Source organism: Streptomyces sp. NBC_00341 (assembly GCF_041435055.1).
Lineage (GTDB): Bacteria > Actinomycetota > Actinomycetes > Streptomycetales > Streptomycetaceae > Streptomyces.
In genome coordinates, this window is the sequence record NZ_CP108002.1 from 6,824,965 (window position 1) to 6,837,396 (window position 12,432).

Consider the following 12,432-nt stretch of genomic DNA (forward strand, 5'->3'; position numbering starts at 1 on the left):
GCGCGGGTAAGGTCTGCGGCTGTGAGTGGAACATCTGCGGCTCTGAAGCCCCCGGCCGACGCGGTGAAACCGGTCCGGCATCCCGACGCGCCGGCCCCCGGTGAGCTCCTCGGCGCGCACTACGAACACTGTTTCGGCTGCGGTGGGGGACAGCCGCACGGGCTGCACCTCCAGGCGAGGGCCGGCGAGGGCGTCGGGGTCACCGCCGAATTCACCGTGCAGGCGGCCCACCAGGGCGCCCCCGGCCTGGCGCACGGCGGGGTACTGGCCACCGCGCTCGACGAGACGCTCGGCTCGCTGAACTGGCTGCTGCGGGTGATCGCGGTGACCGGACGGCTGGAGACCGACTTCGTCCGCCCCGTCCCCGTCGACACCGTGCTGTTCCTCGACGCCGAGATCACCGCCGTGCACGGCCGCAAGATCTACTCCCGGGCCACCGGCCGGATCGGCGGCCCGGACGGGCCCGTGGCGGTCCGCGCAGAGGCCCTCTTCATCGAGGTCAAGGTCGACCACTTCATCGACAACGGCCGCCCGGCCGAGATCCAGGCTGCGATGGCCGACCCGGACCAGGTCAAGCGCGCCCGCGCCTTCGAGGTGAACCCCTGATGCGCCACCCCGTGGACGTGCTGATCCGCCGGACGGAGCCGGACGTGCCGATTCCGTCCTACGGCCACCCCGGCGACGCCGGAGCCGATCTGGTGACCACGGAGGCCGCCGAGCTGGCACCGGGCGAGCGGGCCGTGCTGCCCACCGGGGTTTCGATCGCACTGCCCGACGGGTACGCCGCGTTCGTGCACCCCCGGTCCGGTATCGCCGCGCGCTGTGGAGTCGCACTGGTGAATGCCCCGGGGACGGTTGATGCCGGGTACCGTGGAGAGATCAAGGTGATCGTCATCAATCTCGACCCGCGCGAGTCCGTGCGGTTCGAGCGGTTCGACCGGATTGCCCAACTGGTCGTGCAGCAGGTCGAGAAGGTGCGCTTCCACGAGGTGTCGGAGCTTCCCGGTTCGGCGCGGGCCGAAGGGGGCTTCGGGTCCACCGGCGGTCATGCCGCCGTTGATGTTGATGGCGTCCGGGGCGAGCTTCCCCAGGACGGGAACAGCTACGCTTCGGTCGATTCCGACCGGGAAGGACAGTGACGTGTTCGGACGTCGCAAGGACAGTGGTTCCGCCGAGGACAAGGCGGACGAAGCGCGCGAGGCCGAGCAGGTCGTCGACGGGCTCGATGACGCCGATGCCGCCGAGGGCGGGTCGCGCCGGATGAACCTTCCGCCGGCGCCGCGGCCGGACGGGCCGTGGGACATCGAAGAGGTCTCCCAGCCCGGCGAGGGCCGGGTGGACCTGGGCGGCATCTTCGTGCCCGGCGTCGAGGGCATGGAGCTGCGCGTGGAGGTGGCCGGCGACGCGATCGTCGCCGCCACCGTGGTGCTGCGCGACAGCGCGATCCAGCTGCAGGCCTTCGCCGCCCCCAAGAAGGAGGGCATCTGGGGCGAGGTCCGCGACGAGATCGCCTCCGGCATCACCCAGCAGGGCGGGATCATCGACGAGGTCGAGGGCCCGCTGGGCTGGGAGCTGCGCGCGCAGGTTCCCGTACAGCTTCCCGACGGGGCGAACGGCGTGCAGCTGGTCCGCTTCGTCGGCATCGACGGCCCGCGCTGGTTCCTGCGCGGGGTGATCTCCGGCCAGGGTGCCGTGCAGCCGGAGGCGGCCGGTCTGCTGGAGACGGTCTTCCGGGACACCGTGGTGGTCCGCGGCGACGGCCCGATGGCCCCGCGCGACCCGATCGTCCTGAAGCTTCCCAACGACGCCCAGATGGTGCCCGAGGGCGTCCAGCAGGAGGAGCAGGAGAACTCGAAGTTCTCCGGCGGCATGGCGGGCCTGCAGCGCGGCCCCGAGATCACCGAGGTGCGCTGACCCCGCACCCGTAAGCACCGGCCGGTGGGCCGTATCCCCGTACAGGGATACGGCCCACCGGCTTTTGCGTGCCCGGCTGCCGCCGGGGCCGGGCGGCAGGCGTCGTATGGGGCGCGTATCGGGCACGTACAGGCGCCGTCAAGGACCGGCCCGTTTCCGTATGGAAGGCATCAACGCAGGTCAAAGCGGTGTCTGCGGCGGGTTTGCTCATGGGGTCCGAGAAATCCGCACCTCATCCAGGAGCACCCGATGGCCGATCTGGCCTTCGTCGTCACCACGATCGCGGTCTTCGCGCTGGTGGCACTCATCGCCAAGGGGGTGACGAAGCTGTGACCGCGGAAAACGTGGTGGGCCTCGTCGTGGCCGTCGCCCTGCTGGGCTATCTCGTCCTCGCCCTCCTGTACCCGGAGAGGTTCTGAGCCCGTTATGAGCCCCGTCCTCGCAGGTGTGCTCCAGCTGCTCGCGCTCGTCGTGGCGCTGGGTCTGGCGTACCGCCCGCTCGGTGACCACATGGCCCGCGTCTACACCTCGCCCCGGCATCTGCGGGCCGAGAAGTGGATATACCGGGCCATCGGCGCCGACCCGAACACGCAGATGCGCTGGCCCGCCTATCTCCGCGGTGTCCTGGCCTTCTCCGTCGTGAGCGTTCTCTTCCTGTACCTGCTGCAGCGGCTCCAGGGCTCGCTGCCCGGCTCGCTCGGCTTCGTCTCGATCGACCCCGACCAGGCGTTCAACACGGCGGCGTCCTTCGTCGCCAACACCAACTGGCAGTCCTACTCCGGCGAACAGGCCATGGGCCACGTCGTGCAGACCGGCGGCCTCGCGGTGCAGAACTTCGTCTCCGCCGCCGTCGGCATCGCCGTCGCGGTGGCACTCGTAAGGGGCCTCGCCGCCACCCGAACCGGTGAACTCGGCAACTTCTGGTCCGACCTGGTGCGCGGCACCGTACGGATCCTGCTGCCGGTCTCGGTGATCGGCGCGCTCGTGCTGGTCGCCTGCGGGGCGATCCAGAACTTCTCCGGCATCCATGAGGTCGGGCAGTTCATGGGCGGATCGCAGCAGTGGAACGGCGGCGCGGTCGCCTCCCAGGAGGTCATCAAGGAGCTGGGCACCAATGGCGGCGGCTACTTCAACGCCAACTCGGCCCACCCCTTCGAGAATCCGAACGGGCTCTCCAACCTCTTCGAGATCTTCCTGATCCTCCTCATCCCGTTCGCGCTGACCCGCACGTTCGGCCGGATGACCGGCTCGCTCAAGCAGGGCTACGCGATCCTCGCCACCATGGGCGTCATCTGGCTCGGCTTCACCGCGCTGATGATGTGGACCGAATTCGCCCACCACGGGCCCGCGTTCGAGATCGCGGGCGGCGCCATGGAAGGCAAGGAGAACCGTTTCGGCGTCGGCGGCTCGTCCCTCTTCGCGGTGGCCACCACCCTCACCTCGACCGGCGCGGTGAACTCCTTCCACTCCTCGTTCACCGGCTTCGGCGGCGGCATCACGATGCTCGGCATGCAGCTCGGCGAGATCGCCCCCGGAGGTACCGGGTCCGGCCTCTACGGAATGCTGATCATGGCGGTCATCGCGGTGTTCATCGCTGGCCTGATGGTCGGCCGCACACCCGAGTACCTCGGCAAGAAGATCGGCACCCGCGAGATCAAGCTCGCGGCCTGCTACATCCTCGTCACCCCGGCCCTGGTGCTCGGCTTCACCGCCGTCGCGATGGCCCTGCCCACCCCGGGCGACTCGATGACCAACACGGGCGCGCACGGCTTCTCCGAGATCCTGTACGCCTACACCTCCGGCGCCAACAACAACGGTTCGGCGTTCGCCGGACTGGCCGCGGACACCCCGTGGTTCAACACCACGATCGGGCTGGCGATGCTGCTGGGCCGGTTCCTGCCCATGGTGTTCGTCCTCGCGCTCGCGGGCTCGTTCGCCGAGCAGCGGCCCGTACCGGCGACCGCCGGCACCCTCGGCACGCACCGGCCGCTCTTCAGCGGACTGCTGGCCGCCACCGTCATGATCGTCGCCGGTCTGACCTACTTCCCGGCCCTGGCTCTGGGCCCACTGGCCGAGGGGCTGGCGTCATGACCCTCCGTACGAAGCAGAAGGACACGATGTCCACCGTCACACCGGTCCGCGCACCGCACCGGGACACCCCGTCGGAGCGCGTCGCCGCCGGTCTGTTCGACCCCGGCATGCTGCTCGCCGCGTTCCCCGACGCGGTACGCAAACTCGACCCCCGGGTGATGATCAAGTCGCCGGTGATGTTCGTGGTGCTGACCGGCTCGGTGCTCACCACCGTCATGGCGGCCCTGGACCCGACCGACTGGTTCGGCTGGGCGATCACCGTCTGGCTCTGGCTGACCACGGTCTTCGCCAACCTGGCGGAGGCGGTCGCGGAGGGCCGGGGCAAGGCCCAGGCCGACACTCTGCGCCGGGCCAGGACGGGCACCGTCGCCCGCCGCCTGACGGGTGGTGTCGAGGAGCGGACGGCGGGCACCGAACTGCGCGTCGGTGACCTGGTGGTCTGCGAGGCCGGCGACATCGTCCCGGGCGACGGGGACGTCGTCGAGGGCGTCGCCAGCGTCGACGAATCCGCGATCACCGGCGAATCGGCCCCGGTCATCCGGGAGTCCGGCGGCGACCGCAGCGCCGTGACCGGCGGTACGAAGGTGCTCTCCGACCGCGTCGTCATCAAGATCACCACCAGACCGGGTGAGACCTTCATCGACCGGATGATCGCCCTCGTCGAGGGCGCCGCCCGGCAGAAGACGCCCAACGAGATCGCGCTGAACATCCTGCTCGCCTCGCTGACCATCGTGTTCCTGCTGGCCGTGGTCACCCTCCAGCCGTTCGCCGGCTACGCGGGCAGCGAGCAGTCCATGACCGTGCTGGCCGCACTGCTGGTCTGCCTGATCCCGACCACCATCGGCGCGCTGCTCTCCGCGATCGGCATCGCGGGCATGGACCGGCTGGTGCAGCGCAACGTGCTCGCCATGTCGGGCCGCGCCGTCGAGGCGGCGGGCGACGTGTCGACCCTGCTGCTCGACAAGACCGGCACCATCACCCTCGGCAACCGGCAGGCCGCCGCGCTCCTCCCGGTCGGGGGCGTGACGGAGGCCGAGCTGGCGGACGCCGCCCAGCTCTCCTCGCTGGCCGACGAGACGCCCGAGGGCCGCTCCGTCGTCGTCCTGGCGAAGGAGGCGTACGGGCTCCGGGAGCGGCATCAGGGGCAGCTGTCCCGCGCGGAGTGGGTGGGCTTCACCGCCCGGACCCGGATGTCCGGGGTGGACCTCGACGGACGCCGGATCCGCAAGGGCGCCACCGGCTCGGTCACCGCGTGGGTCCGGGAACGGGGCGGCACGGTCCACCCCGACGTCGCCGCGCTCACAGAGCGGATCTCCCGCGAGGGCGGCACGCCTTTGCCGGTCGCGGTCGACGACGGGGAGGGCGCCCGGGTCCTGGGCGTCATCCACCTCAAGGACGTCGTCAAGGAGGGCATGCGCGAGCGGTTCGGCGAACTGCGCCGGATGGGCATCCGCACGGTCATGATCACCGGCGACAACCCGCTGACCGCGAAGGCGATCGCCGAGGAGGCGGGCGTCGACGACTTCCTCGCCGAGGCCACCCCCGAGGACAAGATGGCCCTCATCAAGCGGGAACAGGCCGGCGGCAGGCTCGTCGCGATGACCGGTGACGGGACGAACGACGCCCCGGCGCTCGCCCAGGCCGATGTCGGCGTCGCCATGAACACCGGGACCTCGGCCGCCAAGGAGGCCGGGAACATGGTGGACCTGGACTCCGACCCGACCAAACTGATCGAGATCGTAGAGATCGGCAAACAGCTGCTGATCACCCGTGGCGCACTGACGACGTTCTCCATCGCCAACGACGTCGCGAAGTACTTCGCGATCATCCCCGCGATGTTCGCCGCGGTGTATCCGGGCCTGGACCGGCTCAACATCATGGATCTGTCCTCGCCCCGGTCCGCGATCCTGTCCGCCGTGATCTTCAACGCGCTGATCATCGTCGCGCTGGTGCCGCTCGCGCTGAAGGGCGTGCGCTACCGGCCGGCCGGCGCCGACTCGATGCTCCGGCGCAACCTCGGGATCTACGGACTCGGCGGACTGGTCGCCCCGTTCATCGGCATCAAGATCATCGACCTGATCATCTCCCTCATCCCCGGAATCGGCTGAACTGCCATGAACAACTCACTCGCGAACTCCGTCCGGCCGCTCTGGGCCGGGCTGCGCGCCCTGCTCGTACTCACCCTGGTCTGCGGCGTCCTCTATCCGCTCGCCGTCACCGGGGCCGCCCAGGGCCTCATGCCGGGCCGGGCCAACGGCTCCGAGATCACCGCGAACGGCGAGGTCGTCGGCTCCGAACTCATCGGGCAGCGCTACGAGCTGCCGCTCAAGAAGGGCCAGGAGGCCCCGGCCCCGGATCTCAGGTGGTTCCAGCCGCGCCCCTCCAACGGTCTCGGCACCAACAGCGTCAACACGCGGTACTCGCTGCTGGTCTCCGGCGCGACCAACCGCTCCGGCGACAACAAGGAGCTGATCGACTGGGTCACCGCCGCCAAGGCCGCGGCCGTGAAGGACAACTCCGTCCCCGGCCACCCCGTCAGCCCCGCGCAGGTGCCGGCCGACGCCGTCACCTCCTCCGGCTCGGGTCTCGACCCGGACATCTCCCCGGCGTACGCCCGGCTCCAGGTCCGCCGGGTCGCCGAGCGCAACCACCTGGACACGGCGCGGGTGGCGGAGCTGGTGGAGCGGCACACCGACGGCCGGATCCTGGGCTTCGCGGGTGAACCGCGGGTCAACGTGCTCCGGCTGAACATCGCCCTGAAGCAGCTCGTGAACGCCGCGGCCGGGCGTTGACCGGCCACGATGCCCGGGTCCGGCCGCCGCGGCCGGACCCGGGCATTGCCCGTCGCCGGGCCTCCCGCACATACTGGCGGCCGACAGGACCGAGTACGTACGGGGAGCGACATGACCGAGAGCATCGACGCGGCGGGCACCGGCGGGAAGAGCGGCACGGCCGTCACGGAGCGGCCCATGGTCCGGGTCGAGGACCTGCACCGCTCGTACGGCTCCGGCGCCGCCGCCACGCACGCGCTGCGCGGGGTGTCCTTCGAGGTGCCGCGCGGTGAGCTCGTCGCGCTCAAGGGGCGCTCCGGCTCCGGCAAGACCACCCTGCTGAACCTCGTCGGCGGACTCGACAGCCCCGACAGCGGCCGGATCACCGTGGACGGCACCGACCTCTCCGCGCTCGGCGAGAACGGGCTGCTGGAACTGCGCCGCGACCGGATCGGGTTCATCTTCCAGTCGTTCGGCCTGATCCCCATCCTGACGGCGGCGGAGAACGTCGGCGTGCCCATGCGGCTGCGCAAGGCCGATCCGCGCGAGCGCGAGGAGCGGGTGTCGCTGCTGCTCTCCCTGGTCGGCCTCGCGGACCACGCCGCCCAGCGCCCCGGCGAGCTCTCCGGCGGCCAGCAGCAGCGGGTGGCGATCGCCAGAGCGCTCGCCAACCGGCCCGCGCTGCTGATCGCGGACGAGCCCACCGGACAGCTCGACGCGGAGACCGGCCTCGCGGTGATGGAGCTGCTGCGCGCGGTCGTGCACAGCGAGGGCGTCACCGCGCTCGTCGCCACCCACGACGCCCAGCTGCTCGGCCTCGCGGACCGGGTCCTGGAACTCAGCGACGGGCACATCGTCGAACACGCGTAGGCCGCCGGCGGGCCGCAGGCCGTGAGACACAGCCCGGCCGGGCATCAGAATTACGTCAATACGGTCAGCTCCAGCACCCCCCGCCCGATATGCCGGAAATTCACGAGGTAGCTTCGACAGTGGCTGCCGCATCGGCCGCAGCCGGTTTCGGGAAGACGATGGGGCCATGGCGCGCGGCAAACTTCGGATCTACCTCGGTGCGGCACCGGGCGTCGGCAAGACGTACGCCATGCTCTCCGAGGCACACCGCCGGGTGGAGCGGGGCACGGACTGCGTCGTCGGCTTCGTCGAGCACCACGACCGCCCGCGCACCGAGGTCATGCTGCACGGCCTCGAACAGACCGGGCGCCGCGAGATCGAGCACCGCACCGCGGTCTTCACCGAGATGGACGTCGACGCGGTCCTGGAGCGCGCACCCGCCGTCGCCCTGGTGGACGAACTCGCGCACACCAACGTGCCCGGCTCCCGCAACGCCAAGCGCTGGCAGGACGTCGAGGAACTCCTCCAGGCCGGCATCGACGTGGTCTCCACCGTCAACATCCAGCACCTGGAGTCCCTCGGCGACGTCGTCGAGTCGATAACCGGCGTACGCCAGCGCGAGACCGTGCCCGACGAGGTGGTCCGCCGCGCCGACCAGCTCGAACTCGTCGACATGTCGCCCCAGGCGCTGCGCAGGCGGATGGCCCACGGCAACATCTACAAGCCGGACCGCATCGACGCCTCGCTCTCCAACTACTTCCGCCCCGGCAACCTCACCGCCCTGCGCGAGCTGGCCCTCCTCTGGGTGGCCGACCGGGTCGACGAATACCTCCAGCAGTACCGCGGCGAGCACAACATCCGCACCACCTGGCAGGCCCGCGAACGCATAGTCGTCGGGCTCACCGGAGGCCCCGAGGGCCGCACCCTCATCCGCCGCGCCTCCCGGATGGCGGCCAAGGGCTCCGGCAGCGAGATCCTCGCCGTCTACATCGCCCGCAGCGACGGCCTGACCTCGGCCTCGCCCAAGGAGCTCACCGTCCAGCGCACGCTCGTCGAGGACCTCGGCGGCACCTTCCACCACGTCATCGGCGACGACATACCCTCGGCCCTTCTCGAATTCGCCCGGGGCGTCAACGCCACCCAGATCGTCCTCGGCTCCAGCCGCCGCAAGGCCTGGCAGTACATCTACGGCCCCGGCGTCGGCGCCACCGTCGCCCGCGAGTCCGGCACCGACCTCGACGTCCACATCGTCACCCACGACGAGGTCGCCAAGGGCAGGGGCCTGCCCATCGCCAGGGGCGCCCGGCTCGGCAGGGCCCGGATCATCTGGGGCTGGATCGTCGGCGTGGGCGGCCCGGTCCTCCTCGCGCTGCTCCTCAAGGGCCTGGAGAACGGTCCCGGGCTCGCCAACGACGTCCTGCTCTTCCTCTTCATGACCGTCGCCGCCGCCCTGCTCGGCGGGCTGCTGCCCGCCCTCGCCTCGGCCGCGGCGGGCTCGCTGCTGCTGAACTACTGGTTCACCCCGCCCACCCACACCCTGACCGTCCAGGACCCCGAGAACTTCGTCGCCATCGTGATCTTCTTCGCGGTGGCCGTCGCGGTGGCCTCCGTCGTCGATCTGGCGGCCCGCCGCACCCACCAGGCCGCCCGACTGCGCGCCGAGTCCGAGATCCTGTCCTTCCTGGCCGGCAGCGTGCTGCGCGGCGAGACGACCCTGGCCGCGCTGCTCGACCGGGTCCGCGAGACCTTCGGCATGGAGTCCGTCGCCCTGCTGGAGCGGCAGAGCGACGTCGACCCCTGGACGTGCGCCGGGAGCGTCGGGCCGGGGCCGGTCGCCCGGCCGGAGGAGGCCGATGTGGACATGCCCGTCGGTGACCACATGGCCCTCGCGCTCTCCGGCCGGGTGCTGCCCGCGGAGGACCGCCGGGTGCTCGGCGCCTTCGCCGCCCAGGCCGCCGTCGTCCTGGACCGCCAGCGCCTCGTCGGCGAGGCGGAGGAGGCCCGCAGGCTCGCGGAGGGCAACCGGATCAGGACCGCGCTGCTGGCCGCCGTCAGCCACGACCTGCGCACCCCGCTCGCCGCCATCAAGGCCGCGGTCAGCTCCCTGCGCTCCGACGACGTCGCCTGGTCCGAGGACGACGAGGCCGAGCTCCTGGAAGCCATCGAGGACGGCGCCGACCGCCTCGACCACCTGGTGGGCAACCTCCTCGACATGTCCCGGCTGCAGACCGGCACCGTCACCCCGCTGATCCGCGAGATCGACCTCGACGAGGTCGTGCCGATGGCCCTGGGCGGCGTGCCGGAGGACAGCGTCGAGCTGGACATCCCCGAGACGCTGCCGATGGTCGCCGTCGACCCCGGGCTGCTGGAGCGGGCCGTCGCCAACATCGTCGAGAACGCCGTCAAGTACAGCCCGGACGGCGACCGCGTCACGGTGGCCGCCAGCGCGCTCGGCGCCCGCGTCGAGCTCCGGGTCGCCGACCGCGGCCGCGGCGTCCCCGACGACGGCAAGGAACGCATCTTCGAGCCCTTCCAGCGCTACGGCGACGCCCCGCGCGGCGCCGGCGTCGGCCTGGGCCTCGCCGTGGCCCGCGGCTTCGTGGAGTCCATGGGGGGCACGCTGGACGCGGAGGACACCCCCGGCGGCGGCCTCACCATGGTGCTGACCCTCAGCGCGGCCCCGGGACACGTCCCGGTCGCCCCCGACCTGCCCGCGCGGGTCACCTCATGACCCACCTACCGCAGACCGCCGCACAACCCCCCGTACAGCAGAGAGGCAGGACCGAGATGACCCGGGTGCTTGTGGTCGACGACGAGCCGCAGATCGTACGCGCCCTCGTGATCAACCTGAAGGCGCGCAAGTACGAGGTGGACGCCGCGCCCGACGGCGCGACCGCCCTCCAGCTCGCCGCCGCCCGCCACCCCGACGTCGTCGTGCTGGACCTCGGGCTGCCCGACATGGACGGAGTCGAGGTGATCAGGGGGCTGCGCGGCTGGACCCGGGTGCCGATCCTGGTGCTCTCGGCCCGCCACACCTCCGACGAGAAGGTCGAGGCGCTGGACGCGGGGGCCGACGACTACGTCACCAAGCCGTTCGGCATGGACGAGCTGCTGGCCCGGCTGCGCGCCTCCGTGCGCCGCGCCGAGCCCGTCGGACAGGACGGCGGCGACCAGGCCGTGATCGTCGAGACCACGGGCTTCACCGTCGACCTGGCCGCCAAGAAGGTGCAGCGCGAGGGCCGGGACGTACGGCTCACCCCCACCGAGTGGCACCTGCTGGAGGTACTCGTCCGCAACAGCGGCCGGCTGGTCAGCCAGAAGCAGCTGCTCCAGGAGGTCTGGGGACCGTCCTACGGCACCGAGACCAACTACCTGCGGGTCTACATGGCGCAGCTGCGGCGCAAGCTGGAGGCCGATCCCGCGCATCCCCGGCACTTCGTCACAGAGCCGGGGATGGGCTACCGCTTCGAGCGGGCCTGACGTCAGCCGCCCGGCTCTCCCCGTAACCCGTTCGAGTGAGACGGTGGCCACCCGCCACGACCTCCGGAGACCGGTACGCTTCGGTTATGAGTGCTGTCCCTCGATTCGAGAAGGCCGGGAAGGCCGAGCGGCCGTCCGGGCGCTTCCGCCGGATGCTCGACCGGCTCTCCAGCTCCCAGGAGGACCTGGAGTGCGAGGAGCTGGCGGAGGACTCGCACGCCTCGGGATGCACCCGGATCTCCGAGTGCAGTGACCGACAGATCGTGAAGGTCACTGGTACCTTGCGGACGGTCACCCTGCGACCGCGCGCCGGAGTGCCCGCCCTGGAGGCGGAGCTCTTCGACGGCACCGCTCCGCTGGACGTGGTCTGGCTCGGCCGCCGCTCCATCGTGGGCATCGAGCCGGGCCGCAAGCTCATCGCCTCGGGCCGGATCTCCATGAGCCACGGGCGCCGGGTGCTGTTCAACCCCAAATACGAACTCCGACCGCTCGGCAAGGAGTAGCCGGTGACGTCTCTTGACAAGCCGACGTCCGAAACGGACCCCACCACCCGCACCGACCAGCAGGAGGCTGACGCGAAGGCGGTCACGGAGGCCGCGCTCTTCGAGGCCTTCGGCGGCATCCGGGGCATGGTGGAGACAGTCCTGCCGGGACTGCTCTTCGTCACGATCTTCACCATCGACAAGAACCTCACGTACTCGGCCATCGCGGCCCTGGCGGTGTCGCTGGTGCTCGTGGCCGTCCGGCTCATCCGCAGGGACACCGTCAAGCACGCCTTCAGCGGCGTCTTCGGTGTGGCCTTCGGTGTCGTCTTCGCGAAGATGACCGGCAACGCCAAGGACTTCTATCTCCCGGGCATGATCTACACGCTCGGACTGGCCCTCGCCTACCTGGTCACCACGGTGGCGGGAATGCCGCTGATCGGCCTGATCCTCGGCCCGGTCTTCAAGGAGAACCTCTCCTGGCGCACCAGGAACCCCGGCCGCAAGAAGGCCTACGCCAAGGCCAGCTACGCCTGGGGACTGATCCTGCTCGCCAAGTGCGCGATCCTCTTCCCGCTGTACTGGTGGGGCGACACCACCCAGTTCGGCTGGGTCCTGGTGGCACTGAAGATCCCGCCGTTCCTGCTCGCCGTCTACCTCACCTGGGTCTTCCTGGCCAAGGCGCCGCCGCCCATCGACGTCTTCGCCGAGATGGAGGCCGAGGAGCAGGCCGAGAAGGACCGCAAGGCCGAGCAGACCCGCGCGGCGGCCGCCGCCGAAGCGGCCCGCGGTCAGGAGTTCTGAACGGGACGGCCCGGACACGAGCCGGACGTGTGGAGGGGCCC

General features: G+C 70.9%; 12 protein-coding genes. All 12 read left to right on the top strand.

What is annotated here, in order from left to right:
• The first annotated feature begins 21 nt into the window (after window positions 1–21).
• Window positions 22–606 carry a PaaI family thioesterase gene (locus tag OG892_RS30745; RefSeq protein WP_327339400.1) on the top strand — a complete coding sequence of 195 codons (585 nt, stop codon included), beginning with the start codon at window positions 22–24 and terminating at the stop codon, window positions 604–606.
• Window positions 606–1,139 (top strand): dUTP diphosphatase, encoded by a 534-nt coding sequence (gene dut, locus OG892_RS30750; RefSeq protein WP_073737660.1) that lies wholly within the window; start codon window positions 606–608, stop codon window positions 1,137–1,139. Before OG892_RS30745 ends, dut begins: the two co-directional genes overlap by 1 nt.
• A gap of 1 nt (window position 1,140) precedes the next feature.
• Entirely contained in the window at window positions 1,141–1,914 is a 774-nt protein-coding gene (locus OG892_RS30755) for a DUF3710 domain-containing protein (protein WP_073737659.1), read from the top strand.
• Window positions 1,915–2,243: 329 nt separating this feature from the next.
• Window positions 2,244–2,333, top strand: coding sequence for a K(+)-transporting ATPase subunit F (kdpF, locus tag OG892_RS30760; RefSeq protein WP_037777601.1), 90 nt, complete (start codon window positions 2,244–2,246; stop codon window positions 2,331–2,333).
• A gap of 7 nt (window positions 2,334–2,340) precedes the next feature.
• Complete coding sequence (kdpA, locus tag OG892_RS30765) at window positions 2,341–4,005, top strand: potassium-transporting ATPase subunit KdpA (protein WP_073737657.1); 1,665 nt, start codon at window positions 2,341–2,343, stop codon at window positions 4,003–4,005.
• 26 nt (window positions 4,006–4,031) lie between these two features.
• Entirely contained in the window at window positions 4,032–6,113 is a 2,082-nt protein-coding gene (gene kdpB / locus OG892_RS30770; protein WP_371631721.1) for a potassium-transporting ATPase subunit KdpB, read from the top strand.
• A gap of 6 nt (window positions 6,114–6,119) precedes the next feature.
• Complete coding sequence (locus tag OG892_RS30775) at window positions 6,120–6,797, top strand: potassium-transporting ATPase subunit C (RefSeq protein ID WP_073737656.1); 678 nt, start codon at window positions 6,120–6,122, stop codon at window positions 6,795–6,797.
• Window positions 6,798–6,908: 111 nt separating this feature from the next.
• Window positions 6,909–7,646 carry an ABC transporter ATP-binding protein gene (locus OG892_RS30780; protein ID WP_073737655.1) on the top strand — a complete coding sequence of 246 codons (738 nt, stop codon included), beginning with the start codon at window positions 6,909–6,911 and terminating at the stop codon, window positions 7,644–7,646.
• 166 nt (window positions 7,647–7,812) lie between these two features.
• Window positions 7,813–10,356, top strand: coding sequence for an ATP-binding protein (locus OG892_RS30785; protein ID WP_073737654.1), 2,544 nt, complete (start codon window positions 7,813–7,815; stop codon window positions 10,354–10,356).
• Between the two features lie 56 nt (window positions 10,357–10,412).
• Window positions 10,413–11,105 carry a response regulator gene (locus tag OG892_RS30790; RefSeq protein WP_073737653.1) on the top strand — a complete coding sequence of 231 codons (693 nt, stop codon included), beginning with the start codon at window positions 10,413–10,415 and terminating at the stop codon, window positions 11,103–11,105.
• Between the two features lie 86 nt (window positions 11,106–11,191).
• The gene (locus OG892_RS30795) at window positions 11,192–11,608 is read left to right on the top strand and encodes an OB-fold nucleic acid binding domain-containing protein (protein ID WP_073737652.1); all 417 of its coding nucleotides are present in this window, start codon (window positions 11,192–11,194) and stop codon (window positions 11,606–11,608) included.
• 3 nt (window positions 11,609–11,611) lie between these two features.
• The gene (locus OG892_RS30800) at window positions 11,612–12,391 is read left to right on the top strand and encodes a DUF3159 domain-containing protein (protein WP_073737651.1); all 780 of its coding nucleotides are present in this window, start codon (window positions 11,612–11,614) and stop codon (window positions 12,389–12,391) included.
• Window positions 12,392–12,432 lie beyond the last annotated feature (41 nt).

What these genes read in the sequence shown, in the direction of transcription:
- dut (WP_073737660.1), top strand. Translation starts at nt 606, where the DNA reads ATGCGCCACCCCGTGGACGTGCTGATCCGCCGGACGGAGCCGGACGTG.
- kdpA (WP_073737657.1), top strand. Translation starts at nt 2,341, where the DNA reads ATGAGCCCCGTCCTCGCAGGTGTGCTCCAGCTGCTCGCGCTCGTCGTG.
- kdpB (WP_371631721.1), top strand. Translation starts at nt 4,032, where the DNA reads ATGTCCACCGTCACACCGGTCCGCGCACCGCACCGGGACACCCCGTCG.
- OG892_RS30775 (WP_073737656.1), top strand. Translation starts at nt 6,120, where the DNA reads ATGAACAACTCACTCGCGAACTCCGTCCGGCCGCTCTGGGCCGGGCTG.
- OG892_RS30780 (WP_073737655.1), top strand. Translation starts at nt 6,909, where the DNA reads ATGACCGAGAGCATCGACGCGGCGGGCACCGGCGGGAAGAGCGGCACG.
- OG892_RS30785 (WP_073737654.1), top strand. Translation starts at nt 7,813, where the DNA reads ATGGCGCGCGGCAAACTTCGGATCTACCTCGGTGCGGCACCGGGCGTC.
- OG892_RS30790 (WP_073737653.1), top strand. Translation starts at nt 10,413, where the DNA reads ATGACCCGGGTGCTTGTGGTCGACGACGAGCCGCAGATCGTACGCGCC.
- OG892_RS30795 (WP_073737652.1), top strand. Translation starts at nt 11,192, where the DNA reads ATGAGTGCTGTCCCTCGATTCGAGAAGGCCGGGAAGGCCGAGCGGCCG.